The 26,262-nt window shown below is 64.2% G+C and carries 19 protein-coding genes; 3 read left to right on the top strand and 16 right to left on the bottom strand.

Annotated features, from left to right (window positions below; genetic code table 11):
- Positions 1-77 precede the first annotated feature (77 nt).
- Entirely contained in the window at positions 78-2,597 is a 2,520-nt protein-coding gene (locus tag AB4136_RS02270; RefSeq protein WP_024923341.1) for a heavy metal translocating P-type ATPase, read from the top strand.
- Between the two features lie 284 nt (positions 2,598-2,881).
- On the opposite strand, the gene nhaA is transcribed toward AB4136_RS02270, so the two are convergent.
- The 10 genes from nhaA to AB4136_RS02320 form a co-directional block, all read right to left on the bottom strand.
- Positions 2,882-4,075 (bottom strand): Na+/H+ antiporter NhaA, encoded by a 1,194-nt coding sequence (nhaA, locus tag AB4136_RS02275; RefSeq protein WP_024923342.1) that lies wholly within the window; start codon positions 4,073-4,075, stop codon positions 2,882-2,884.
- Between the two features lie 119 nt (positions 4,076-4,194).
- The gene (locus AB4136_RS02280) at positions 4,195-4,758 is read right to left on the bottom strand and encodes an ActR/PrrA/RegA family redox response regulator transcription factor (protein WP_024923343.1); all 564 of its coding nucleotides are present in this window, start codon (positions 4,756-4,758) and stop codon (positions 4,195-4,197) included.
- A gap of 104 nt (positions 4,759-4,862) precedes the next feature.
- Complete coding sequence (locus AB4136_RS02285; protein WP_024923344.1) at positions 4,863-6,191, bottom strand: ActS/PrrB/RegB family redox-sensitive histidine kinase; 1,329 nt, start codon at positions 6,189-6,191, stop codon at positions 4,863-4,865.
- Positions 6,192-6,240: 49 nt separating this feature from the next.
- Complete coding sequence (gene hrpB / locus AB4136_RS02290) at positions 6,241-8,697, bottom strand: ATP-dependent helicase HrpB (RefSeq protein ID WP_024923345.1); 2,457 nt, start codon at positions 8,695-8,697, stop codon at positions 6,241-6,243.
- A gap of 86 nt (positions 8,698-8,783) precedes the next feature.
- Complete coding sequence (locus tag AB4136_RS02295; RefSeq protein ID WP_024923346.1) at positions 8,784-9,611, bottom strand: dipeptide ABC transporter ATP-binding protein; 828 nt, start codon at positions 9,609-9,611, stop codon at positions 8,784-8,786.
- The gene (locus tag AB4136_RS02300) at positions 9,608-10,459 is read right to left on the bottom strand and encodes an ABC transporter ATP-binding protein (protein ID WP_024923347.1); all 852 of its coding nucleotides are present in this window, start codon (positions 10,457-10,459) and stop codon (positions 9,608-9,610) included. Before AB4136_RS02300 ends, AB4136_RS02295 begins: the two co-directional genes overlap by 4 nt.
- Position 10,460: 1 nt before the next feature.
- Positions 10,461-11,378, bottom strand: a complete 918-nt coding sequence (locus AB4136_RS02305; RefSeq protein WP_024923348.1) for an ABC transporter permease subunit — start codon at positions 11,376-11,378, stop codon at positions 10,461-10,463.
- 1 nt (position 11,379) lies between these two features.
- Complete coding sequence (locus tag AB4136_RS02310; protein WP_024923349.1) at positions 11,380-12,387, bottom strand: ABC transporter permease subunit; 1,008 nt, start codon at positions 12,385-12,387, stop codon at positions 11,380-11,382.
- Between the two features lie 65 nt (positions 12,388-12,452).
- The gene (locus AB4136_RS02315) at positions 12,453-14,045 is read right to left on the bottom strand and encodes an ABC transporter substrate-binding protein (RefSeq protein ID WP_024923350.1); all 1,593 of its coding nucleotides are present in this window, start codon (positions 14,043-14,045) and stop codon (positions 12,453-12,455) included.
- Positions 14,046-14,200: 155 nt separating this feature from the next.
- Entirely contained in the window at positions 14,201-14,959 is a 759-nt protein-coding gene (locus AB4136_RS02320) for a hypothetical protein (protein ID WP_051515422.1), read from the bottom strand.
- Between AB4136_RS02320 and AB4136_RS02325 the strand changes: the two genes are divergently transcribed.
- Together AB4136_RS02325 and AB4136_RS02330 are read left to right on the top strand one after the other, a co-directional pair.
- Positions 14,922-16,925: a long-chain fatty acid--CoA ligase gene (locus AB4136_RS02325; protein WP_162835306.1), complete on the top strand. Its 2,004-nt coding sequence runs from the start codon at positions 14,922-14,924 to the stop codon at positions 16,923-16,925. The genes AB4136_RS02320 and AB4136_RS02325 overlap by 38 nt on opposite strands.
- Positions 16,926-17,059: 134 nt before the next feature.
- The gene (locus AB4136_RS02330; protein ID WP_024923353.1) at positions 17,060-17,404 is read left to right on the top strand and encodes a hypothetical protein; all 345 of its coding nucleotides are present in this window, start codon (positions 17,060-17,062) and stop codon (positions 17,402-17,404) included.
- Between the two features lie 71 nt (positions 17,405-17,475).
- Here the strand turns inward: AB4136_RS02330 and AB4136_RS02335 are convergent, their stop codons facing one another.
- From AB4136_RS02335 to AB4136_RS02360, 6 genes are read right to left on the bottom strand one after another with little or no spacing between them, the layout of a single operon-like run.
- Complete coding sequence (locus AB4136_RS02335; RefSeq protein WP_024923354.1) at positions 17,476-18,417, bottom strand: 2-hydroxyacid dehydrogenase; 942 nt, start codon at positions 18,415-18,417, stop codon at positions 17,476-17,478.
- Between the two features lie 48 nt (positions 18,418-18,465).
- Positions 18,466-20,097, bottom strand: a complete 1,632-nt coding sequence (locus AB4136_RS02340) for an ABC transporter ATP-binding protein (protein ID WP_024923355.1) — start codon at positions 20,095-20,097, stop codon at positions 18,466-18,468.
- Positions 20,094-21,242 (bottom strand): ABC transporter permease, encoded by a 1,149-nt coding sequence (locus tag AB4136_RS02345; protein WP_024923356.1) that lies wholly within the window; start codon positions 21,240-21,242, stop codon positions 20,094-20,096. Before AB4136_RS02345 ends, AB4136_RS02340 begins: the two co-directional genes overlap by 4 nt.
- Positions 21,239-22,342, bottom strand: a complete 1,104-nt coding sequence (locus tag AB4136_RS02350) for a microcin C ABC transporter permease YejB (RefSeq protein WP_024923357.1) — start codon at positions 22,340-22,342, stop codon at positions 21,239-21,241. Before AB4136_RS02350 ends, AB4136_RS02345 begins: the two co-directional genes overlap by 4 nt.
- 45 nt (positions 22,343-22,387) lie before the next feature.
- The gene (locus AB4136_RS02355; RefSeq protein WP_137900327.1) at positions 22,388-24,253 is read right to left on the bottom strand and encodes an extracellular solute-binding protein; all 1,866 of its coding nucleotides are present in this window, start codon (positions 24,251-24,253) and stop codon (positions 22,388-22,390) included.
- Positions 24,253-26,139: an extracellular solute-binding protein gene (locus AB4136_RS02360; RefSeq protein ID WP_024923359.1), complete on the bottom strand. Its 1,887-nt coding sequence runs from the start codon at positions 26,137-26,139 to the stop codon at positions 24,253-24,255. Before AB4136_RS02360 ends, AB4136_RS02355 begins: the two co-directional genes overlap by 1 nt.
- Positions 26,140-26,262 lie beyond the last annotated feature (123 nt).

The following is a 26,262-nucleotide window of genomic DNA, read 5'->3' on the forward strand; positions in this document are numbered from 1 at the left end:
CAGGAATAAGCGCTTGACCTTCCAGTTGCTGGAAGCCCTATCTGCGGTCAAAAGCTGGAAATACGAGGGATTCTTTGATGACGCAGACACACCACGATCATAGCCACCACGCGCACGCCAAGGATGGTTCCTGCTGTTCCGGCCATGGCGCCAAGCTGGCCGGTGCAGCTGTCGTGCGCGATCCGGTCTGCGGCATGGAGGTCAATCCCGTTGCCGGCAAGTCGACCTTCGAGCATGGCGGCCGCCTCTTCCATTTCTGTTCCGAGGGTTGTCGCGGCAAGTTCGAGGCGCATCCGGAGCTGTTCCTGACCGCCAAGGACCCGGTCTGCGGCATGGATGTGGATCGCGCCAGCGCCAAGCATTTCCTGCGCCACGAGGGCGAGAAATATTACTTCTGTTCGGAAAGCTGCCAGAAGAAATTCGAGGCTGATCCCAAGGCCTATCTGGGCGATCGCCCGGCGCCGGCACCCTTGCCCAAGGGCACGCAATACACCTGCCCGATGCATCCCGAGATCATCCGCGACAAGCCGGGCTCCTGCCCGATCTGCGGCATGGCGCTGGAACCGCTGGTGCCGACCGGCGAGGATGGACCGAACCCGGAGCTGATCGATTTCACCCGGCGGTTCTGGATCAGCGCCGTCCTGTCCGTACCGCTGCTTGTCATCACCATGGGACCGATGATCGGCCTGCCATTCCTGCGCGAATGGCTGGGCGAGCGCGCCGCCGTCTGGGTCGAGCTGGTGCTCGCCACGCCGGTCGTGCTGTGGGCGGCGCTGCCCTTCTTCGAGCGCGGCTGGGCTTCCGTCGTCAACCGCAGCCCCAACATGTGGACGCTGATTTCGCTCGGCGTCGGTGCCGCCTATCTCTTCAGCGTCTTCGCCACGCTGTTCCCCAACGTGTTCCCGCACGAGTTCCGCGGTCATGGTGACGCCGTGCCGGTCTATTTCGAGGCGGCGGCCGTCATCATCGCGCTGGTCTTCCTTGGCCAGGTGCTGGAACTGCGCGCCCGTGAAAAGACCGGCTCAGCGATCCGCGCCTTGCTTGACCTCGCGCCCAAGACCGCGCGATTGATCGGCGACGACGGTTCCGAGAACGACGTGCCGCTCGATCAGGTCAAGGCTGGCGACAAGCTGCGCGTGCGGCCGGGCGAAGCGGTGCCGGTGGACGGCATCGTGCTCGAAGGTCGCTCCTCCATCGACGAATCGATGATCACCGGCGAACCGGTGCCGGTCGAAAAGGTCGAGGGCGATGCGCTCACCGGCGGTACGCTCAACAAGAACGGTACGCTCATCATGTATGCCGAGAAGGTCGGCTCGGAGACGACGCTGGCGCGCATCGTCGACCTGGTCGCCAAGGCGCAGCGCAGCCGTGCTCCGATCCAGAGCCTTGCCGACCGCGTCTCTTTCTATTTCGTGCCGACGGTGGTGCTGATCGCCATCCTCGCCTTCATCGCCTGGGCGGTGTTCGGGCCGCAGCCCAGCCTGGTGTTCGCCACCGTCGCCGCAGTGTCGGTGCTGATCATCGCCTGTCCGTGTGCGCTGGGGCTGGCCACGCCGATGTCGATCATGACCGCCACCGGGCGCGGCGCGCATGCCGGCGTGCTGGTGAAGGACGCGGCGGCGCTCGAACGCTTCGCCGCCGTCAACACGCTGGTGGTCGACAAGACCGGCACGCTGACCGAGGGCAAGCCGAAGCTGACCGACGTGATCGCCACCGGCGGCATCGACGAAAACGAGCTGCTGGCGCTGGCTGCCGCCCTGGAGAAAGGGTCGGAGCATCCGTTGGCCGAAGCCATCGTTGATGGCGCCGAGGAGCGTGGGCTGAAAGTGGTGGATGCCGGCGACTTCGAGGCCGTCACCGGTAAGGGTGTCTCCGGCACGGTGGCCGGTCGCAAGGTGGCGCTCGGCAACCCCGCCATGATGGCTGGGCTCGGCCTTGATGCCGCCGCTCTCGCCGATCGTGCCGGCTCGCTCCAGAACGACGGCAAGACCGCGATGTATGTGGCGGTTGACGGCAAGCTGGCCGGTCTCGTCGCCGTCGCCGATCCGATCAAGGCCACGGCGGCCGAGGCGATCCGCGCTCTCCATGACGAAAACATCACCGTCGTCATGGCCACCGGCGACAATGAACGCACCGCCAAGGCCATTGCCAAGCGGCTCGGCATCGACCAGGTGCGGGCAAACCTTCTGCCGGAGCACAAGAGCGCGCTGATCGAGGAATTGCGCGGCCGTGGCGGCGTCGTCGCCATGGCCGGCGACGGCGTCAACGATGCTCCGGCGCTTGCCGTCGCCGATGTCGGCATCGCCATGGGCACCGGCGCCGACGTGGCGATGGAAAGCGCCGGCATCACGCTGGTGAAGGGCGATCTGACCGGCATCGTCAGGGCGCGGCGGCTGGCCAAGGCGACTTTGTCCAACATCCGCCAGAACCTGTTCTTCGCCTTCCTCTACAATGTCGCTGGCGTGCCGGTGGCGGCGGGCGTGCTCTATCCGGTGTTCGGTGCGCTGCTGTCGCCGATGCTGGCCGCCGCCGCCATGAGCCTTTCCTCGGTGTCGGTCATCGCCAACTCGCTCAGGCTGCGCGGCTTGAAACTTTAGGCTGAGTTGCTTGAAACTCTAGGCTGTGGCGCCGGTACCTCTGGACGAGCGGCGCCGCAGGCCCCACTTAGGGACGGCAAAAAGGAGATTCGCATGAACATGATGAAAAAGGTGATCCTGGCGCTGATGGCCGCCGGCATGCTGGTCGCCGTGCTTCTGGAGACCGCTCCAGCCTGAGGATCATGGCGGCCTGCCCATGCGGGTGGTCGCCGCACGAACTGATTTCAAAACAAAAGGCCGGCGTTTCCAATAGGACACCCCGGCCTTTTTCATTCGGACCTGGTTTATTCGTCCTCGCCGTGATCGGCGACGCTGGGCGCGGCCATCAGCAGCGCCGCGCCGCCAAGTGCCGCGATCAGCGAGCCGGCCAGGATGCCGACCTTGACCGCATCCTGCAGCTCGGGACTGTTGGCGAAGGCGAGCAGGCCGATGAACAGGCTCATCGTGAAGCCGATGCCGCATAGCAGCGCAATGCCGGTCATGTGCATCCAGCCGGCGCGCATCGGCAGATCGGCGAGGCCGAGCTTGATGGCCAAGGCCGACGCGCCGAGCACCCCCACCAGCTTGCCGAGGACAAGCCCCGCCGCGACGCCGAGCGTCAGCGGTTCGACCAGCGCGGCCGGTGTCAGGCCAGCCAATGAGACGCCGGCATTGGCGAAGCCGAAAATGGGGATGATGATCAGCGGCACGAAGCGGTGCAGCGCGTGTTCCAGCTGGTGCAGCGGCGAATGCTCCAGATCGTGGGCAATGCCGGGTGTCGCCTTGAGCGGGATGGTCAGCGCCAGTGCCACGCCTGCCAGCGTCGCATGCACGCCCGATTTCAGCACCAGGACCCACAGCACGACGCCGAGCACCAGATAGGGTATCAGCGACAGCACGCCCATGCGGTTGAGCACGACAAGGACGACAATGACGGCCAGCGCCGCCGCGAGATAAATGAACGACAGGCCGCTCGTATAGAACAGCGCGATGATGACGACCGCGCCAAGGTCATCGATGATGGCGAGTGCGGTCAGGAATACCTTCAGCGACGCCGGCACGCGGTTGCCGAGTAGCGACAACACGCCGAGCGCGAAGGCGATGTCGGTGGCGGTCGGGATCGCCCAGCCGGGAAGGGCGGCGGCGTTGTCGCGGTTGATGGCGACATAGACCAGAGCCGGCACCGCCATGCCGCCGGCCGCCGCGATGCCCGGCAGCATGCGGCGCGGCCAGGTGGAGAGCTGCCCGTCAAGCACCTCGCGTTTGATCTCCAGCCCGACGAGTAGGAAGAAGACGGCCATCAGCGCATCGTTGATCCAGTGCAGCAGGCTGAGCGGACCGAGATAGGCGTGCAGCGCGGCGAAATAGGTTTCGGCCAGCGGCGAATTGGCGACGATCAACGCAAGCGCGGCAGCCGCGATGAGGATGATGCCGCCGGCGGCTTCGCCATCGAGAAACTCGCGGAAGACCGAAACCGATCGCCGGTTGTCATTCGCCATGTCTGCTCCTGCCATCGTTGCCGTTCAGGGGCGATCATGCCGAACGCGGCCGCGCCCGGCAAGCAAGGCCGGGCAGGCTGCGACCATAAAGTCCGGTTTTCGCGTGTTTTTCCGGCCGATCAGCGCGGCGCGCGCTTGGCCAGGATGCGCTGCAGCGTGCGGCGGTGCATGTTGAGCCGCCGGGCGGTTTCCGAGACGTTGCGCTCGCACATTTCATAGACACGCTGGATGTGTTCCCAGCGCACGCGATCCGCCGACATCGGGTTCTCGGGCGGGGCGGCGCGCTCGCTGCCGCTACGGGTCAGGGCCGCGAAGATGTCGTCGGCATCGGCGGGTTTCGACAGATAGTCGACTGCGCCGAGCTTCACCGCCGTCACCGCCGTGGCGATGTTGCCGTAGCCGGTCAGGATGATGGCGCGCGCGTCGGCCCGCTTTTCCCGGATGGCTGCGACTACGTCGAGCCCGCTGCCGTCGCCGAGCCGCATGTCCACCACCGCATAGGCCGGTGGATGCGCGCGTGCCTTGACGAGGGCTTCCTCGACGCTTTCGGCGGTATCGACCTGGAAACCGCGGCCTTCCATGGCGCGGGCGAGACGGGTGAGAAACGGCTTGTCGTCCTCGACGATCAGCAGGGATATGTCGTCGCCCGTCACCATGCCGCCATGGGCATCTTCAACGCTCATGATCTGTTTTGTCCTTCTTCTTGGCTTTTGGCCCAGATATAGCGATTGCGCCCGAATTGTCCAATTTTGAGCAGGTTTTCGCCACGATTTGTGGCGTTTCTGCGCTATTCCGCCGCATCGAAACCGATCGGAATCATGGTCTCGGCGTTGACGAACACCTCGCGCGGCCAGTCGATGCTGACCAGCGCGCCCTCGCCGGGACCACCCGAGTTGCGGAAATCGATGACCGCGCCCGAGCGTTCGATCAGCGTCTTGGCGATGAACAGGCCGAGACCCAGCCCGCCGCCGCGCTCCGCGCCCTGCCTGGTCGACATATAGGGCTCGCCGATCCGGTCGATGATCTCGGGCGGGAAGCCCGGCCCGTCGTCAGTGATCGACACCGCCACGCGCTGATCGTTCCAGGCCCAGCGCACGGTGATCGAAGAGCGGGCGAAATCGACGGCGTTCTCGACCAGATTGCCGAGCCCGTAGATCACGCCGGGATTGCGCCGGCCGACCGGTTCGGGGCCGATGCATTCGCCGGGGTGCAGCGTGATGGTGATGCCGAAGTCGCGATGCGGGGCAACCACTTCCTCGACCAGCGAGGTCAGCGGCAATTGCGCCAGCTGCGGTTCGCCCTCGGAGGAAAGGCTGGTCAGGCGTTTGAGAATCTCGCGGCAGCGTTCGCTCTGCGTGCGCAGCAGCGAGACGTCCTCACCGTATTTAGGATCCTTGCCCAGCGTCTTCTGCAGCTCGCGCGCGACCAGAGTGATGGTGGCGAGCGGCGTGCCGAGTTCGTGGGCGGCTGCGGCCGCCAGCCCATCCAGCGCCGAAAGGTGCTGTTCGCGCTGCAGCACCAGTTCAGTGGCGGCAAGCGCGTTGGCGAGCTGGCGGGCTTCTTTAGCGACGCGGAAAGCGTAGATGGCGGTGAAGGCGATGGAACACACCACCGCCACCCAGACGCCGGCGACATAGACGAAGGGCATGACCAGCGTGCTGTTTTCATGCCAGGGCAGCGGTTCGTGGATGAAGACCAGCAAGGTTGCCGCCGCCATCACCAGCACGCTGAGCAGGGCGGTGAGCTTGAGCGGCAGCGAGGTGGCGGAGATGACGACCGGGACGGTGAGCAGGAGCGCGAACGGGTTGGTCAGGCCGCCGGTGAGGTAGAGCAGGCCGGTGAGCTGGAACCCGTCGAAGACCAGGATGCCGAACGCGGCGGGCGGTGTCAGCCGGTGCGCCGCCGGGTAGCGGAAGGCCAGGAACAGGTTCATCCAGGCCGAGCAGGCGATCAGCGTGAAGCAATAGCTGACCGGCAGCGGAAAATTCAGCGCATAGGCGACGACCAGCACGGTGATGCTCTGGCCGACGATGGCCAGCCAGCGCAGCCTGATCAGCGTGTTGAGCCGCAGGCGTTCGGTGGGTTGGAAGTCGGGGGAGCGCTGGAAACTGATCATCATGCCTTCTATCGCGCGGGCGGGGACGGCGCCAGTTCGGAGCGGTCGTTCAGGTGCCGCGTGGCTTGGCGCGGCTGGTGGCGGCTGCCTCGAGCGGGTTTTCCGGCCAGACATGCCTGGGGTAGCGGCCGCGCATGTCCGAACGCACATCGGCCCAGGAACCGCGCCAGAAACCGGGCAGATCCCTGGTCGTCTGGATCGGCCGGTGTGCCGGCGACAACAGTTCCAGCGTCAACGGCACCGTGTCGTTGGCGATCGAAGGATGACGGCCGAGGCCGAAAAGTTCCTGCACGCGGATCGCCAGCACCGGCGCCTCGCCATCGTAGCGAATGGGAACACGGCTGCCGGAGGGCGCGTCGAAATGGGTCGGCGCCAGCGCATCGATCCGGCGCTGCAGGTCGTGCGGCACCAGGCTGGTCAATCCGTCGATCAGCGCCGCACCTGAAATCGCATCGAATGAAGCCTTGCCGGTGAGGAAGGGGGCCAGCCAGTCGTCCAGTCTTTCGATCAGCGCCGCCTCGCTCATCTCCGGCCAGGGCGCGCCAAGGCCGCGGTGCAGCCAGGCGAGGCGGTTGCGCATGGTCTCCGCTTCCTTGTTCCAGGGCAGCAGCGTCAACCCGTGTTCGCGCAGGGCATCGAGAATGGCGCGGTCGGCGTCGGCGCCGGACGGGGCCGGCAGCATCCGCTCCGCCAACACGATGGCGCCGAGCCGAACCGTCTCGCGCACGCGCACCACGCGCCTGTCGCGGTCGAAGCTGGTTTCGCGCCGGCTCTCGACGCGGTCGGCGAGCGCGTCGCGGATTTCCGTCTCGCTGGCTGCTGCCGCCGCGGTGATGCGTGCATTCTGCGCCTTGCCCTGCAGGTCGGCCACGACGAGGAAGGGTTCTCCGGCGAGCGGGTCGGCACCGTCGAGCATCGCGCCGGAACCATTGGCGAGCACGAAGCGGCCACGCTCGCCGCGCGCCTTGGCGACGCGGTCGGGCCAGGCGTTGATAAGCAGGGCGCCGGCCGTGCCGGCTTCGTGTCCGGCCGACGAGACCGTGCGCGCCAGTCGATCCGCCAGCTGGCGCGCCGCATTGGCGCGTGGCGAACGATCCGAGGCGAAGCGCATCAGCCGCCGTTCGAGATCGGCGCTGTCACCGCCCAGACCGCGTTCCGTGAGCAGGACGGCGAGCCGGGCCGCATCCTGCGCGCGGCCAGGACCCGCCTCGGCAACCATGTGGGCGAGTCGGACCGGCAGTGCCAGCTTGCGCATGGCGGCACCGGATTGCGTCAGCCGCCCGCTGTCATCGATGGCATGCAGTGCCTTGAGCAGCGCGCGCGCCTCGGCCAGTGCCGGGGCCGGCGGCGTGTCCAGAAAGGCGAGGCTGGCGGGATCGGCGACACCGAATGCGGCGCAGTCCAGCATCAGCCCCGAGAGGTCCGCTTCGAGGATTTCCGGCGGCGTGAAGGCTGGCAGCGCCGCGGTCTGCTCGGCCCGCCACAAGCGGATGGCGACGCCCGGCTGGGTACGGCCGGCGCGACCGGCGCGCTGGTCGGCCGAGGCGCGCGAGGCGCGCACCGTCTCCAGCCGGGTCAGGCCGCTGGCCGGTTCGTATTTCGGCAGTCGTGACAGGCCGGAATCGATGACGACGCGCACGCCGTCGATGGTGATCGAGGTTTCCGCGATAGCGGTGGCCAACACCACTTTGCGCCGCCCTTCTGCCGCCGGGCGAATAGCGGCGTCCTGTGCCTTGCCGTCGAGCTGGCCGTAAAGCGGCACGACGTCGGTGTCCGCGCCGACGCGGCCGGCGAGTTGCTCGGCCGTGCGTTCGATCTCGCGTTGTCCGGGCAGGAAGGCAAGCACGCTGCCGGTCTCGTCGGCGAGCGCCGCGCGGATGGCTTTAACCGTCGCCTCCTCGATGGGCACGCCGCCGGCGCGCTCCTGATAGCGGATATCGACCGGGAAACTGCGGCCCTCGCTTTCGATCACCGGGGCACCGGACAGGAGCCTGGCGACGCGCGCGCCGTCCAGCGTCGCCGACATCACCAGAAGGCGCAGGTCCGCCCGCAGCGCGCCCTGCACGTCGAGTGCCAGCGCCAGCCCGAAATCGCCGTCCAGCGAGCGCTCGTGGAATTCGTCGAAGATCACCGCCGAGACACCCGGCAGCTCCGGGTCGTCGAGGATCATGCGGGCCAGAACACCTTCCGTGACGACGAGGATGCGTGTCCTGGCCGAGGTACGGTTCTCCATGCGCATGGCATAGCCGACCGTGCCGCCGGGCTCTTCGCCAAGCAGGGCGGCCATGCGCCTGGCCGCAGCGCGCGCGGCGAGCCGCCGCGGCTCCAGAAGCACGATCTTGCCGGAACCGAGCCAGGGCGCGTCGAGCAGGGCAAGCGGCACCAGCGTCGTCTTGCCGGCGCCGGGCGGCGCCACCAGCACGGCACTGTTTTTGCCGGCGAGCGCGTCGGCCAGCGCCGGCAGCACCGCGGTGACGGGAAGATCAGGTAAGGTGGCTGCAATCATGGGGACGACGACCGCATGTCAGCCGCGACGGCGCGCAGGCCGACGCGGTTCACGGTGTCCGGTCGCGCAAGCACGAAGAGCGGCCCTCAGGCCGCCTTCTTGCGAGCCAACCTTGCCTTGATGCTTTCGACATCGGCACGCGGCGTCGCGGCGAACAGCGTCTTGGTGTAGCTGTGCTGAGGGTTGGCGAAGACCTCTTCGCGCGAGCCGTATTCGACCGCCTCGCCGAAATACATCACCATGACATCGTCGGCGATGTAGCGCACCACCGACAGATCGTGGCTGATGAAGACATAGGTCAGCTGGAATTCGTCCTGCAGGTCGGCGAGCAGATTGAGCACTTGCGCCTGCACCGAAAGATCGAGCGCGGAGACCGGCTCGTCCAGCACCAGCAGGCTCGGATTCAGCATCAGCGCGCGCGCGATCGCGATGCGCTGGCGCTGGCCGCCCGAGAACATGTGCGGGTAGCGGTTGTAGTGCTCGGGGCCGAGGCCGACCTTCTTCAGCATCGCCATGGCGCGGTCGCGCCGTTCGGAAGCCGGAACGTCGGTGTTGATGACCAGCGGTTCGCCCAGGATATCGCCGATCTTCTGGCGCGGGTTGAGCGACCCGTAGGGGTTCTGGAACACGATCTGCACCTTGCGGCGCATCTCCTTGGACAGGCCGTCCTTGGCGATGTCGACCTTGTTGCCGTCGATGAACAGCTCGCCGGCGGTCGGCGCGTCGATCAGCGTGATGATGCGTGCCAGCGTGGACTTGCCGCAGCCGGATTCGCCGACGATGGCCAGCGTCTTGCCCTTCTCGACCGAGAACGACACGCCCTTGACCGCATGCACGGTGCGGGCCGGCCGGAACATGCCGCCACCGACATGGTAGTCGCGCTTGATGGTCTTTCCTTCGACGACGACGGTCATGAGGCGGCTCCCGAAATAGCGGGCTCGAAGAGCATGTCGGAGACGGTCGGCAGCCGGTCGCCGGTGGCATTGTCCGGCAGCGCCGAAAGCAGCGCGCGCGTGTAGTTGCTCTTCGGGTTTTCGAACAGCGACAACACGTCGGCCTCTTCCATCTTCGTGCCCTTGTATTGCACGATGACGCGGTCCGCCGTTTCGGCGACCACGCCCATATTGTGGGTGATCATGATCAGCCCCATGCCGTATTCGGCCTGCAGGCGGACCAGAAGGTCGAGGATCTGCTTCTGGATGGTGACGTCTAGCGCGGTGGTCGGCTCGTCGGCGATCAAAAGCTTCGGATTGCAGGCGATCGCCATGGCGATCATGATGCGCTGGCACTGGCCGCCCGACATCTGGTGCGGGAAGGAATTGAGCCGCTCCTCCGGTTCGGGAATGCCGACCAGGGTCAGGAGTTCGATGGCGCGGGCGCGGCGCTGGACGCGGTCCATGCCCATATGCACGCGCAGCACTTCCTCGATCTGGTAGCCGGCCGTAAAGCACGGGTTCAGGCTGGCGATCGGCTCCTGGAAGATCATCGAGATGTCCTTGCCGACGATCTTGCGGCGCTCGGCCGCGTCGAGGCCGAGCAGGTCGACGCCGTTGAAGCTCATGCGGTCCGCCTTGACCGTAGCCGAGGGCGGCAACAGGCCCATCACCGCCAGCATCGAGACCGACTTGCCCGAGCCGGATTCGCCGACGATCGCCAGCACTTCGCGCGGTTCGATCGCAAGGTCGATGCCCTTCACCGCCATGAACGGTCCGCTCGATGTGTCGAACGAGACCGTCAGGTTCTTGATTTCCAGCAACGCCATCTCAAGACCTCTTCAGCTTGGGGTCGAGCGCGTCGCGCAGACCGTCGCCGATCAGATTGATGGCGAGCACGGTGATCAGGATTGCGAGGCCGGGGAAGGTGACGACCCATGGCGCGCGCAGGATGAACTCGCGTGCCGAGGCCAGCATCGTGCCCCATTCCGGCGTCGGCGGCTGCGCGCCCATGCCGAGGAAGCCGAGTGCCGCGGCTTCCAGAATGGCGTTGGAGAACGACATCGTCGCCTGCACGATCAGCGGCGCCACGCAGTTCGGCAGGATTGTCACCAGCATCATCCTGATATGGCTGGCGCCGGCGACCTTGGCCGAGACGACATATTCGCGGTTCTTTTCGGCCATGACGGCCGCGCGGGTGAGGCGGGCGAAGTGCGGTTGCAGCACCAGCGCGATGGCGAGCATGGCGTTGAACAGGCCGGGCCCGAGGATCGCCACCAGCACCAGCGCCAGAAGCAGCGACGGGAAGGCGAGGATGATGTCCATCACGCGCATGATCAGCGCGTCGACCCAGCCGCGGAAATAACCGGCCAGCACGCCGAGCACGATGCCAGACGACAGCGCGAAGACGACGACGATAAGGCCGATGAACAGCGAATAGCGCGCGCCATAGATCAGCCGCGAGAGGATGTCGCGGCCGACCGCGTCGGTGCCCAGCAGGAACGTTGACTTGCCACCTTCATACCAGGCCGGCGGGGTGAGCAGCGAATCGCGGAACTGTTCGTCCGGCAGATGTGGTGCCACCAAAGGCGCGAAGACAGCCATCAGGACAAGGAGGGTGAACACCACCAGGCCGATGACGGCGCCGGTGTTCATGGAATAGTAGTGCCAGAATTCGGCGAGTGCGCGCTGCCGGGGGCCGGTGGGCACCGTGGCGGCGGTGTTCTCGCCTGCGGTTTGATCAGTCATGTCATTGTACCCGGATACGGGGGTTGATGACGGCGTAGAGCACGTCAACGACGAGATTCACGGCCATGACGATGAGGGCTATGATGAGCAGCCCGCTCTGCACGACGACGTAGTCGCGCTTGCCGATGGCGTCGATCATCCACTTGCCGATACCTGGCCAGGAAAAGATCGTCTCGGTGAGGATGGCGCCGGCCATCAGCGTGCCGACCTGCAGGCCGATCGTGGTGACGACCGGGATCAGCGCGTTGCGGAAGGCATGCAGGCCGATGACGCGACGTGGCGCGAGGCCCTTGGCTCGCGCGGTGCGCACATAGTCTTCGCCCAGCACCTCGAGCATGGCTGATCGCGTTTGTCGTGCGATGACGGCAAGCGGGATCGTGGCGAGCACGATCGACGGCAGGATGAGGTGACTGACGGCCGAGGAAAATGCGCCGGGCCGGCCCGAAATCAGGCTGTCGATCAGCATGAAGCCGGTGACGGGCTTGAAGAAATATTGCAGGCCGATGCGGCCGGAAACCGGGGTCCAGCCAAGATAGCCGGAGAAGAAGATGATCAGCAGCAGGCCCCACCAGAAGATCGGCATCGAATAGCCGGTCAGCGCCACGCCCATGGTGGCCTGGTCGAACCAGGAACCGCGCTTGACGGCGGCGAAAATGCCGGCGGGAATACCGATCACGATGGCGATGATGAGGGCGACGGTGGCGAGTTCGAGCGTCGCCGGGAACAGCGTCATGAATTCGCCGAAAACCGGCCGCTTCGTGGAGAGCGAGATGCCGAAATCGCCGGACAGGACGTTCACGATGTAATCGAAATACTGAACGACATACGGGCGGTTGAAGCCGAAGCGTTCGATGAGTTCTGCATAGCGTTCGGGGCTTACGCCGCGCTCGCCTGCCATAGCGAGGATCGGGTCGCCGGGCAGAAGCCTTACGAAGGCAAAGGCCGCCAGCGAGATGCCGAAGATGGTTGGCACGATGAGCGCCAGTTTGTGGAGTAGATAGCGGAACATGGACCTTAATAAAACGGCGGCGCTGAAAGTCCAGCGCCGCCGTTCCCTATTTAGCGTTTGAAGCCTTATTCGGTGACGTCAACACCGTCGAAACGGTGGATGCCGAGCGGATCCATGGCGAAACCGACGACCTTCTTGTTCATCGGCATGAACACCTTGGAGTGCGCAATCGTCAGCCACGGGGCTTCCTTCTTGAACACTTCCTGGGCCTTCTCATAGATCTTGGTGCGTTCGGCGACGTCCGTGGTGGCCTTGCCCTTCTGCAGCAGGTCCTCGAACTCCTTGTTGCACCAGATCGCGTAGTTGGACTGGCCGATGGCCGAGCAGCCGAGCAGGAACAGGAAGTTGTCCGGGTCGCCGTTATCGCCGGTCCAGCCGAGCTGGAAGGCGCCGTCACGATCCTTGGCCTTGCCGCGTTCGCGGTATTCGGTCCACTCATAGGAGACGATCTCGGCCTTGACGCCGACCTTGGCATAGTCAGCCTGGATCAGCTCCGCGACGCGCTGGGCGTTCGGGTTGTACGGACGCGACACCGGCATCGCCCAGATCTTCATCTTGAGATCCTTGACGCCTGCTTCGGCCAGCATCTTCTTGGACGCTTCAGGATCGTACTGATCGTCCTTGATGTCCTTGTTGTAGGACCACATCGTCGGCGGGATCGGGTTGACGGCCACCTGGCCGGCGCCCTGATAGACCGCGTCGATGATCGCCTGCTTGTTGACGGCCATGTTGAGGGCCTTGCGGACCTCGACCTTGTCGAACGGCGCGACGGTCGTGTTGTAGGCCATGTAGCCGATGTTCAGGCCTTCCTGCTCGGCAACGTGGAGGTTGGTATCAGCCTTCAGGCCGGCGATGTCCGCCGGGGCCGGATAGGACATGATATCGCACTCGCCGGCCTTCAGCTTCTGTGCGCGGACCGCCGGGTCCGTGGTGATCGCGAAGATCAGGTCGTCGATCTTCTGGCGGCCGCCGAAATAGCCGTCCCAGGCCTGATAGCGGATGACCGCGTCAACCTGGTAGTCGACGAACTGGAACGGGCCGGTGCCGACGGGCTTCTGCGAGAACTGCTGCAGCGTGCCGGCCTTCTGGAGCTGGTCGGCATATTCCTTCGACACGATCGAGGCGAAGTCCATGCCGAGGTCGGGCAGGAAGGCGACTTCCGGCTTGTTCAGCACGAACTTGACGGTGTGGTCGTCGACCACGACGATTTCCTTGAGCAGGTCCGGGAAGCCCATGCCGGCGAAGTATTCCCAGCCGGTGCCGGCCAGGTAGCTGTACCACGGGCTGTCCTTCTTCCACTGGCGCTCGAAGGAGAACTTGACGTCTTCGGCGGTGAGTTCACGGGTCGGCTTGAACCAATCGGTGGTCTGGAACTTCACGCCCTTGCGCAGCTTGAAGGTGTATTCCTTGCCGTCGTCGGAAACGGTCCAGCTCTCGGCGAGGCCGGGCGAGATGGTGGTCTTGCCATGGTCGAATTCGACCAGACGCGAATAGATGGTGCGCGACGATGCGTCGAAGTCGTTGCCGCCGCTCCACGGCGACGGATCGAAGCCTGCCGGCGACGCTTCGGAGCAGTAAACCAACTGCTTGGCGTTCGCCACGCCACCAATGACGGTTGCGGCCAGCAACGCGGCCGCAAAAGTCAGTTTCGTTTTCATTGAGCACTCCCTGGTGTTCTGCCAAGCCCCTCTATAGGCTCGCGAAGCGCGCATATAAGCACCGTTTTTGTGGTATTGGAACTCCCTGTCTGCCTAGCAGGCCGGTTTGGGAATGAAATTCTATCAGACTTGAAAATTGCGATATAAATGTTTCGCTATTTGCTTATCACGGGAATGTGAAAGCCTGTATCTTTCGTTGAGGTGCAAAAACCTCCTACGACCCATTCGGGCAAAAAAGGACGCGCCCAGCGGGCTATAGGCATCGCGTCGCAGAATCCTGCCCGGGTGCCGTTGGGGCAAGACTTGCACGGCGATGAATTGTCGCAATACATAGTCGACAGAAGGGTTTTCAGCGCCAATCGGCGTCGGTCGCATCGCACAAGCCCCCACCCAAGAGGGGCCTGGCCGGCCCAGCTATCGTCCAGGGAGGAGCACGTGGTGAAGGCAGCGAAGACGACGGGTGCGACGAAGGCAGCGAGCAAGGCGCCAGCCGCCGCAGCGAAAGCGCCGGTGAAAGCGAAGGCCGCGGCGGGAAAACCCGCCGTCAAGGCAGCGCCGCCCAAGACGACTGCAGCCAAGGCGACCAGTGCAGGTAAGGCCGCGCCCGCCGCAAAGCCGGCATCGAAGCCCACGGCACCCAAGGCAGTGTCCGCAAAGTCCACCAAGACCGCTCCTGTGGCATCTTCGGCCCAGTCATCCAGGAAGGCGGCTTCGGCGAAAGCGCCAGCCAAGCCCACGGCCGCCAAAACCGTCTCCGCGAAACCTGTCGCTCCGGCCAAGCCGGTTACGGCCCCGACAAAAACCTCGACCGCGAAGGCACCGGCAAAGGCCGTCGTAGCCAAGGCCGAAACGGCTCCGGCAAAACCGGCCCCAGCGGTGAAGAAAGCGGCGGCGCCGGCGAAAAAACCGGCCAAGACCGCAGCCTCGAAACCAGTCCCTGCCAAGACCGCGCCGCCGGCGGTTGCCGCTGCCGCGAAACGGCCTGCGAAGAAGGCGGCAGCGAAGTCCAAACCGCAGCAGGCGAAGGCTGCTGCAAAGACCGATGCGGCGAAGGTTACAGCCGCGCCCAAGGCCCCGGTGAAGGCCGCCGGCAAGGCTCCGGCAAAGGCTGCCAAGACAGCGAAGCCTGCTGCCAAACCTGCSAAGACCACCGCTGCCGCGGCCAGCGCGAAGGAGCTGCCAAAGGCGATCGCGGCACTGGCCGCCGGCCAAGCGGCAAAACCCTGGCTCGCCAGCTACCCGAAAAACATCCCGGCCGAACTCGGACCGATGCCGGCGGCTTCGATCGGCGATTTCCTGGTCGACACCTGCCGGCAGTTCGCCAGCCGTCCTGCCTACACCTGCATGGGCAAGACGCTGACCTATGCCGAGCTCGAGCGGCTTTCGGCCGGGTTCGGCGCTTATCTGCAATCGCTCGGCCTCAAGCCGGGGGCCCGCGTCGCGTTGATGATGCCGAACGTTTTGCAGTATCCTGTGGCGATGATGGCGGTGCTGCGGGCCGGTTACATCGTCGTCAACGTCAACCCGCTCTACACGCCGCGCGAGCTTGAGCACCAGCTGAAGGATTCCGGCGCCGAGGCGATCGTCATCCTGGAGAATTTCGCCACCACCTTGCAGGCGGTCATCGCCCGCACCCAGGTCAAGCATGTCGTCGTCGCGTCGATGGGCGAATTGCTGGGCGGCCTCAAGGGCGCGATCGTCAATTTCGTCGTACGGCGGGTGAAGAAGATGGTGCCGGCCTGGTCGCTACCGGGGCATGTGCGCTTCGGCGCCGCGCTGCGCGCCGGCCAGGGCATGAGCCTGAAGCCGGTCAAGGTTGTGCTCTCCGACGTCGCCTTCCTGCAATATACCGGCGGCACCACCGGCGTCTCGAAAGGGGCGACGCTGCTGCACTCCAACATCCTGGCCAATGTCGCCCAGAACGCGCTGTGGACCGAGGACGCTTATGTTTTGAAGCCGAGGCCGGCACAGGTGATCAACATCTGCGCGCTGCCGCTCTATCACATCTTCGCGCTGACGGTGAACGCGATGATGGGCATGCAGATGGGCGCGCATTGCATCCTCATCCCCAACCCGCGCGACATTCCCGGCTTCGTCAAGGAACTGCAGAAATACCCGTTCAACATCTTCCCGGGCCTCAACACGCTGTTCAACGCGCTCCTCAACAACGAGGATTTCCGTAAGCTCGACTTCAAGCCGCTGATCCTGACGCTGGGCGGTGGCATGGCGGTGCAGAAGGCTGTGGCGGATCGCTGGAAGGCGTTGACCGGCGGCGCCATCACGGAAGGATACGGCCTGTCCGAGACATCGCCCGTGGCGACGGCCAACAAGTTCAGCGCCGGCGACTACACGGGAACCATTGGTCTGCCGTTGCCGTCGACGGAAATCGCGATCCGTGACGAGGATGGCAATACGCTGCCCTTCGGCGAGGTCGGCGAGATCTGCATCAGAGGCCCGCAGGTCATGGCCGGCTACTGGAACCGTCCCGACGAGACCGCGAAGGTGATGACGGCCGACGGCTTCTTCAAATCCGGCGACATGGGCTTCATGGACGACAAGGGCTACACCAAGATCGTCGACCGCAAGAAGGACATGATCCTGGTTTCCGGCTTCAACGTCTATCCGAACGAGCTGGAGGACGTGGTGGCGCAGCACCCTGGCGTGCTGGAAGTGGCCGCTATCGGCGTGCCGGACGAGCATTCGGGCGAAGTGCCGAAATTGTTCGTCGTCAAGAGGGACCCGGGGCTGACCGTCGAGACGCTGCTCGCCTATTGCCGCGAGAACCTGACCGGCTACAAGCGGCCGAAATATATCGAGTTCCGCACCGAGTTGCCGAAAACCAATGTCGGCAAGATCTTGAGGCGCGAACTGCGCGGATAGTTCCGGCTGAGATCGGGCTCGCGGCGCGGCTGTTCGCGCGGGGGCAGCGTGCCGTTTCGAGGCTGCGGTTGCCGTGGTTGCGGGCCATGGTGCCGGCATGCGAAGTTGCCGGCATTACCGATGGAGATTCGCCGATGGTGCCGAGAACGTCCGCTCTGGTCCTGCTGCTGCTTCTGGCTGGCTGCGCCGGCGATTACTCGCTGGTATCGCGGCAGGACGCCGACCTGCAGTCGTCGCTGCAATACGACAAGGTCGAATGCAAGCAACTGATCGCGCAGCGCGATGGCCTCGCCAAGGCGAATGGGCTGACGTCGAACGCCAAACCGGTCTTCGCTGAAACGCCGCTCGGCCTCGGCCCAGTGCTGCCGGACATCCGGTCGGCCAAGCGGCAATCATCCGACAAGGCCTCCGCCCAGATCGATGCGATGAACCGCTCGCTGATCCGGCGTCAGTGCATCCCGAAGCCGGCCACGACTTGATCGGGACGGCTTCTGCCCAAAAGTCCAGCGTCTGAAGCGGTGTGCTGCGGCTCGGACCGGGCTGGAAAAGCCTAGTAGCCGGCGGCGCGGTCGACCGTGTTTTGCAGAGCCTCGCCGCGCTCCACGGCTGCCATCTGAGCCAGCATGGTCGGCACCAGGTGATTGGGGTCCGACGTGGCGGCCGCATGCGGCGTCACATAGACCTTCGGGTGGCTCCATAGCGGGCTTGTCTTGGGCAGCGGCTCCACCTCGAACACGTCGAGGCTTGCCTCCTTCAGGGTGCCGTCGTCCAGCGCGCGCAGAATGTCGGCATCCTTCTGCAGGCGGCCGCGGCCGGCATTGATCAGCACGGCGCCGCCGAGCCCGTTGCGTCGCCGCAATTCCTTCAGCAGGCCGTAGTTGACGATGCCCTGGGTGGTCGGCGTCAAGGGCAGAAGCACGACCAGGATATCGGTGGCGTTGAGGAAGGGGATCAGCCCGTTGTCGCCAGCATAGGTGGTCACACCCTCCATCGGCCGCACGGAGCGCGACCAGCCATTGACACGAAAGCCCAGCGACAAAAGCACCGAGGCGGCCGCACGGCCGAGCGTGCCCAGCCCCATGATGCCGACCGAAATATCGTTGGCCGGCCGTTGTTGCGGCTCGTGCCAGGTCTTCTTCTGTTGCTGGTGGCGATAGAGCATGCCCTGGCGGTGATGGTCGAGAACGCGCCAGACCACATATTCGGTCATGTACTGGGTGAGGTTGTCGGCCACCACCTTGACGATCGGCACGTTGGGCAGGCCGGGATCGTTGAAGATATGGTCGACGCCGGCGCCGATCGAAAAGATGGCGCGCAGATTGGGCAGGCCGGCAAGCAGGTTCGGCTTGTGTTTCCACACCACCGCATAGGTGATCGACGGGTCGTCCTTGCCGGCCGGCTCGGTCACCACGTCGCGTTCGGCCGAAAGAAGCTCATGCCAGCGCTGCGGGTGGAACCCGGTGACGGAAAGCAGGATGCGGCCTTTGTCCAGAACAGGCATTCTTTCTTCTTCCCCCGAATATGTGCTGAGGCCCGACCGCTATTCGCTGACGGCGCCGAGCGGCGCGGTCTCGATGCGGAAGGCGGCCGAGATCAGGGCCTTAGTATACTCGGTCTGCGGCCGCTCGAAAATTTGTTCTGATGGTCCAGCCTCGACCACCTTGCCGTTGCGCATGACAATGACGTCGTTGGCGAGCGCCCGGATCACCTTCAAATCGTGGCTGATGAACAGATAAGCGAGGTTATGCTTGGCCTGCAGGCTGCGCAGCAGATCCACAACCTGCGCCTGCACGCTCATGTCGAGCGCCGAGGTCGGTTCGTCCAGCATGACGAAGCGCGGCTTCAGCACCATGGCACGCGCGATCGCCACGCGCTGGCGCTGGCCGCCGGAGAATTCGTGCGGATAGCGGAAGCGCGTCGTGGGATCGAGCCCGACCTCGGTCAACACGTCGACCACACGCGTGTCGCGTTCGTCGGGCGTCAGCTTCGGCTCGTGGATCTTCAGCCCTTCCTCGATGATCTCTGCTATCGACATGCGCGGGCTGAGCGAGCCGAATGGATCCTGGAAGACGATCTGCAATTCGCTGCGCAGCGGTCGCATGGCGCCGAACGAAAGCTTGTTGATGTCGCGGCCGTCGAACTGGATCGCGCCGGTGGACGAGATCATGCGCGACAGCGCCAGGCCGAGCGTCGTCTTGCCGGAGCCGGATTCGCCGACCACGCCCAGTGTCTGGCCGGCGCGCACGGTGACATCGATGCCGTCCACCGCCTTCACGTGATCGACCGTCTTGCGGAAGAAACCCTGCTTGATCGGGAACCAGACCTTGATGTCGTTGCCGCGCATGACCGCCTTGGCCGTCTCGTCGGCGACCGGCGGCCGGCCTTTCGGTTCGGCGGCAAGCAGATGCCGCGTATAGGCATGCTGCGGATTGGCGAAGATTTCCCTGGTCGGGCCGGTCTCCACGATCTTGCCCTTGGTCATGACGCAGACGCGGTCGGCGATCTTGCGCACGATGCCGAGATCGTGGGTGATGAACAGCATCGACATGCCGTTCTTCTGCTTGAGCCTGGCCAGCAATTCGAGGATCTGCGCCTGCACCGTCACGTCGAGCGCCGTGGTCGGCTCGTCGGCGATCAGGAGTTGCGGTTCGTTGCCGAGCGCCATGGCGATCATGACGCGCTGGCGCTGGCCGCCGGACAGCTGGTGCGGATAGGCGTCGAGCCGTTTTTCCGGCTCGCGGATACCGACCTCGTTGAGCAGTTCCACGGTGCGCTTGCGTGCCTGCGCCTCGCCCATGCCCTGGTGCGTTCTGAGGATCTCGCCGATCTGCCGCTCGATCGTGTGCAGCGGATTGAGCGAGGTCATCGGCTCCTGGAAGATCATGGTGATCTTGTTGCCGCGCACGCGCCGCAGCTGCCGCTCGTCCAGCGAAAGCAGATCCTCGCCGCCGAACAGGATCTGCCCCGACGGATGGCTGGCGGGCGGATAGGGCAGAAGCTTCAGCACCGACAGCGCCGAAACCGACTTGCCGGAGCCGGATTCGCCGACCAGCGCTACGGTTTCGCCCTTGGCGATGTCGAAGGAAATGTGGTCGACGGCGGTCGAGACCTTGCCGCCTTGCAGGAAGGCAACCGAAAGGTCGCGGACGGAAAGAAGAGGGGTCTCGCTCACTTGAACGTCTTCCTCGGATCGAAGGCGTCGCGGGTCGCTTCGCCGATGAAGATCAGCAGCGACAGCATCAGCGAAATGACGACAAAGCCGGACAGGCCGAGCCAGGGTGCGTTGAGGTTGCGCTGGCCTTGCTTCAGCAGTTCGCCGAGCGAGGCCGAGCCGGGCGGCAGGCCGAAACCGAGGAAATCGAGCGACGTCAGCGTCGAGATCGAGCCGTTGAGGATGAAAGGCAGGAAGGTCAGCGTCGCCACCATGGCGTTGGGCAAGAGGTGGCGGAAGATGATGGTGTGGTTCGGCACGCCGAGCGCGCGGGCCGCGTTGACATATTCGAAGTTGCGGGCGCGCAGGAATTCGGCGCGCACGACACCGACGAAGGCGACCCAGGAGAACAACAGCATCAGGCCGAGCAGGATGAAGAAGCCCGGCGGCAGCACCGCCGCCACGATGAGCAGCAGATAGAGCACCGGGATGGCCGACCAGATTTCGATGAAACGCTGGAACAGGAGGTCGACCCAGCCGCCGAAATAGCCCTGAATGGCGCCCGCCGAGACGCCGATCAACGCCGAGCCGATGGTCAGTATCAGGCCGAACAGCACCGAAATGCGGAAGCCGTAGATGACGCGCGCCAGCACGTCGCGGGCCTGGTCGTCGGTGCCGAGCCAGTTCCAGTTGCCGACGACGCAGTCCGGGTCGGCTGCCTTCTGCGGATATTGCACGCAGCGTTTGTCGGCGCTGTATTGCCAGGAAGGCTTGGCGGGCGCCGCCTCCGGCACGGCGTTGTTGACGGTGCGATAGGAGTAGCGGATCGGCGGCCAGATCATCCAGCCATTGGCGTTGATCTCGTCGCGGATGACCGGGTCGCGATAGTCGGTGACGGCATAGAAACCGCCGAACTTCTCTTCCGGATAGGCGACCAGCACCGGGAACAGGATCTCGCCCTTGTAGGAGGCGATGATCGGCTTGTCGTTGGCGATGAACTCGGCGAACAGCGACAGCACGAACAGGACGAGGAAAATCCACAACGACCAGTAGCCGCGCCGGTTGGCCTTGAAGTTGGCCCAGCGGCGCTGGTTGAGCGGGGAGACGCGCGGTCGCGCCACCGGTGCGACCTCGGCGACGGGATTGGCAGCACGTTCGGCTGTCATACGTCCCTCCGCTCGAAGTCGATGCGCGGATCGATCCAGGTGTAGGTCAGATCGGAGATCAGGCTGATGAACAGGCCGATCAGGGACATGATGTAGAGATTGGCGAAGACGACCGGATAGTCGCGGTCGACCACCGATTTGAAGCCGAGCAGGCCGAGCCCGTCGAGCGAGAAGATGTTTTCGATGAGCAGTGAGCCGGAGAAGAAGGCCGAGATGAAGGCGCCTGGAAATCCGGCGATGACGATCAGCATGGCGTTGCGGAAGACATGGCCATAAAGCACCTGTCGCTGCGACAGGCCTTTCGCCCGTGCGGTCACCACATACTGCTTGCGGATTTCCTCGAGAAACGAGTTCTTGGTCAAAAGCGTCGTCGTGGCGAAGGCCGACAGCACCATGGCCGTCAGCGGCAGAGCGAGGTGCCAGAAATAGTCCAGGATGCGGTGCGGCCAGCTCAGCTGGTCCCAATTGTCGGAGGTCAGCCCGCGCAGCGGGAACCAGTCCCAGAACGAGCCGCCGGCGAACAGGATCATCAACAGGATGCCGAACAGGAAGCCCGGAATGGCGTAGCCGATGATGACGATGGCGCTGGTCCAGGTGTCGAAGGGCGAGCCGTCCTTCACCGCCTTGCGGATGCCGAGCGGGATCGAGATCAGGTAGGAAAGCAGGGTGATCCACAGGCCGATCGAGATCGAAACCGGCATCTTTTCAAGGATCAGGTCGACCACCGAAATGTCGCGGAAATAGCTGTCGCCGAAATCGAAGCGGGCATAGTTCCACAACATCAGCCCGAACCGCTCCAGCGGCGGCTTGTCGAAGCCGAACTGCTTCTCCAGCTTGGCGATGAATTCGGGATCGAGGCCCTGCGCGCCGCGGTATTTCGAACTCACGTCGCCGGCAACGTCGAAATTGGTGCCGCCGAGATCGCCGCCACCCCCGCCACCCAGCCGGTCGCTGGCGCTGCCGCCCTGGTTGGTCAGCTTGGCGATGACCTGCTCGACCGGTCCGCCAGGCGCGAACTGCACCACGGCGAAGGAAATCGCCATGATGCCGAACAGCGTCGGGATCATCAGCAGCAGGCGGCGCAGGATATAGGCGCCCATCAGGCTCTGCCTCGCGGGTCGCTGTGTCGGATGCCGTTCAAACCGTCAGGCTTTGCCAATCTTCGCCGCCTTGTCCTTATCCAGCCACCAAAGCGTCTCCACCGGGAAGGCATAGTCCGGTTTCGGCTCCTTGAAGCCGAACATGTCCCAGAACGCCACCCAGTGATTCGCGTTGAGATAGTTTGGAATCCAGTCGTGCCGCGCGCGCAAGACCCGATCGAGCGCGTGCATGGCAACGACCAGGCTTTGCCGGTCCTTGGCAACACCAACCGCGTCGATCAGTGCGTCGACGGCCGGGTCCGCGACGCCGGCGTAGTTCCGGGTGCCTGGCATCGCGGCACTGCGCGAATGGAAGAACTGTTCCATGTCGTCCTTCGTCGGCGTCGGTGAAAACTGAAACGCGACCACGACCAGGTCGAAATCGAACGCCGAAAGGCGCCGCTGATATTGCGGCGTGTCGACGATGCGGAAGGTGGCGTCTATGCCGATGGCGCGCATATTTTCGACGAAAGGCGAGAGGACGCGCGAAAACACCTCCTCGTCGGTCAGCAATTCCAGGGTCAGCGTTTCGCCCTTGTCGTTCTGGACAAAGGCGCCATTACGCTTCCAGCCGGCTTCGGCGAGCAGCCTTGACGCGGTGCCGAGCATCTTGCGGTCTCGGCCCGAACCGTCGGAGACCGGCTGCATCACCGCCTCGCCGAATGCTTCTTCAGGAACCTTGCCACGCAACGGCTCCATCAAGGCGAGTTCGGCGGCGGTCGGCTTGCCTTCGGCGCGATAATCGGAAAGTTCGAACAGCGATTGCGAGCGCTGGTAGAGACCGTAGAAGAAGTTCCGCTGCGTCCACTCGAAGTCGAAGCAGAAGCCGATCGCCTCGCGCACCTTGATGTCGTGAAAACGGTCGCGACGCTGATTGAGCGCCATGGCCTGCATGCGCGGCCGTTTCTCGGTCGGGAACTCGCGCTTGACGACCCTGCCTTCCTTGACGGCCGGAAAATCATAGTCGATCGCCCAGCTGCGCGAGACGGATTCCTCGCGAAAGAAGACGTCGCCTTTCTTGAGAGCCTCGAAATTGGCGCGGCGTTCGAGATAAAAATCGATGCGGATACGGTCGAAATTGTTCTGGCCGCGATTTACCGGCAAGTCCTTGCCCCAATAATCGGCGACGCGCTCATATTCGATGGTCTGGCCGGCAGCCACCTTGCCGACCCTGTAGGCGCCGGAGCCAAGCAACGGACGCATGCCGCCCTTGAACCCATTGGCCTCGATATCGGCCTTGGACAGGATCGGAAAGCCAATCAGCGAGAGGATGAGACGTTCGGTCTGTTTGCTGTCGAAAACCAGGCGCAGCGTCTGCTTGTCGTCGGCGATGGCATCAGCGAGATGCGCGAGCGGAATGGAGAAATCCGGAGCGCCGTCCGTCTTCAGAAGCTTGTAGCTGAAAGCGGCATCTTCCGCGGTGAGCGGCGAACCGTCGTGGAAACGCGCTTCGGGCCTGAGCTTGAAGGTGAAGGAATTGCGGTCAGGTGCAATCGTCACCGTCTCGGCGACCAGACTGTACGATGAATCGGGCTCGTCCAGCGCCGATGCCATGAGCGAATCGAAGCACAGTTCCATCCGGGGCGGCGCGTCGCCCTTGAGAATGAACGAATTCAGCGTGTTGAAGGTCTGCGGGTTCTGGTTGAACACCCAGCTGGACGGCGCGAAGTTGAACGTGCCGCCCTTCGGAGCGTCCGGGTTCACATAGTCGAAGTTCTTGAAACTGACCGCATATTTGAGGTCGCCGAAGGCAGAGAGCCCGTAAAGGGGTGTTTGTGTCGGGCTGGCGGCGAAGACCCGGCTCGGCAGAAGTGTCGCTGCGGCGGTCGCTGCGCCAAGCGCCAGCACTTCGCGGCGGGAAGGGCCCGCCATCAATTGAGGCCCTTGTATTTGGCGGCCAGCGCCTTTTCCTTATCGACGTCGATCCACCAGGAATCGAGATCCGGCCCGACATAGGTCGGCTGCTTGTCGGGAATGCCGAATTTGTTCCAGTAGGCCAGCCATACATTCGGGCGCGAAAACTGTGGCACCACGTAGAAATTCCACAACAGCACGCGGTCGAGCGCCCGGGTCGCGGCAACCTGATCTTCCCGGTTGGAAGCGAAGATAACGCGATCGACCAGCGCATCGACGACCGGATCCTTGATGCCGGAATAATTGCGCGAACCGGGCGAGTCGGCTGCCTTTGACGACCAGTAATCGCGCTGCTCGTTGCCGGGGGAGTCCGATTGCGGCAGCACCACGGTCGTCATGTCAAAGTCGAAATTGCGGACGCGGTTGACGTACTGGCTGCTGTCGACGAAGCGCAGCGTGGCGACGATGCCGATCTTGCGCAGCATGGCGACATAGGGATTGAGCGTCGCCTCGGCGCCTTGCCGGAAGTCGAGAATCTCGAAGGCGAAGGGCTGGCCGGTCTTGGTGTTGACCATCTTGCCGTCCTTGATCGCCCATCCTGCCTGGGCGAACAGGTCCACGGCGGCCTTCAACACCTTGCGCTCGGCCTGCGGCGTATCGAAGGCGGGGATCTTGAATTCGTCAGTAAAGAGCTTCGGCGAAAGCTTGTCCTTGTATTGATTGAGGATTTCCAGCTCCTTGCCCTGTGGCAGGCCGCTGGAGGCCAGCTCCTCGCTGCCGATGAAGTAGCTGGTGATGCGGGTGTTCAGCCCGAAGGACTGGGTGCGATTGATGGTGTCGAAATCGTAGAGATAAGACAGCGCCTGGCGCACGTGCCGATCCTGGAACAGCGGCCGGCGTGTGTTGATTCCGAAACCCTGCATGCGTTGCAGCGAGGTGGCCTTGAACTCCTTCTTGATGACGTCGCCGGCTTTCAGTGCCGGGAAGTCGTATTTTGTCATCCAGCCTCGGGCGCTGTTTTCAGCGTTGATGTCTTCCAGCCCGCCCTTGGTGAAGGCAAGCCAGGCAGCGCTGTCATCGAGAAAATAGACATAGCGCTTGGTGTCGAAATTCTCGCGGCCGATCTTCACCGGCAGTTTGGCTCCCCAGTAATCGGGAACCCGTTCCCAGACGATTTCGGCGCCGGCCTTGAAGCTTTTCACCCTGTAGGCAGCGGAGCCGAGCGGAATTTCCAGCGTCGGCTTGGTCACGTCGCGCTTGTTGCCCTTGGCGTCCGTGCCTTCCCACCAATGCTTCGGCAGGATGGCAAGGTCGCCCATGATCTTGGGCAGTTCGCGGTTGCCCTTCTGGTTGAAGCGGAATTCCACCTCGCGGTCGCCGACCGCCACCGCCTCGGTGACGTTGTCGAAATAGCGGTTGTACATCGGGCTGTTCGCCTTCAGCACGTTGAACGACCAGATTACGTCGTCGACGGTGATCGGCTTGCCGTCGTGCCATTTCGCGCGCGGATCGAGGCGGTAGGTGGCTGACGAATAGTCCGCCGGGTATTTGTAGGCTTCCGCGACCAGCGGATGGCTGACGCTGCCTTCGTCGATCGCCTGTTCCATCAGCGTGTCATAAAGCAGGCCGCCGCCGAACGCCGCGAAGCCAGCTGCCGGCGAGCCTTGAACGATGTAGGGATTGAAGCTGTCGAAGCTGCCCACGACGGTCGAATTCAGCGTGCCGCCTTTGGGCGCGTCAGGATTGACGAAGTCGTAGCGCTGGAAATTCTCGCCGTATTTCGATTCGCCGAGCAGCGAGGATGTGGTGCGCCATTCGTCGGCCGATGCCGCCTGGATGCCGATGACAAGGGCGGCACCCGCCGCCAGGAACTTCAAGGGCATACCGAGCCGGAAACGCTGCATTCGTGATCCTTCTGCCTATGGCTGGCGGTTCGTGCCGGCACTTTAGCTTATTCGCGGTCAGCCGAAACCGGCGGAGACCAGCTTCTTGCCCGCGAACAACAAAAAAGCCGGGGTGAACCCGGC

It is taken from the genome of Mesorhizobium sp. 2RAF21 (assembly GCF_052115345.1).
GTDB classification, from domain to species: Bacteria; Pseudomonadota; Alphaproteobacteria; order Rhizobiales; family Rhizobiaceae; genus Mesorhizobium; species Mesorhizobium terrae.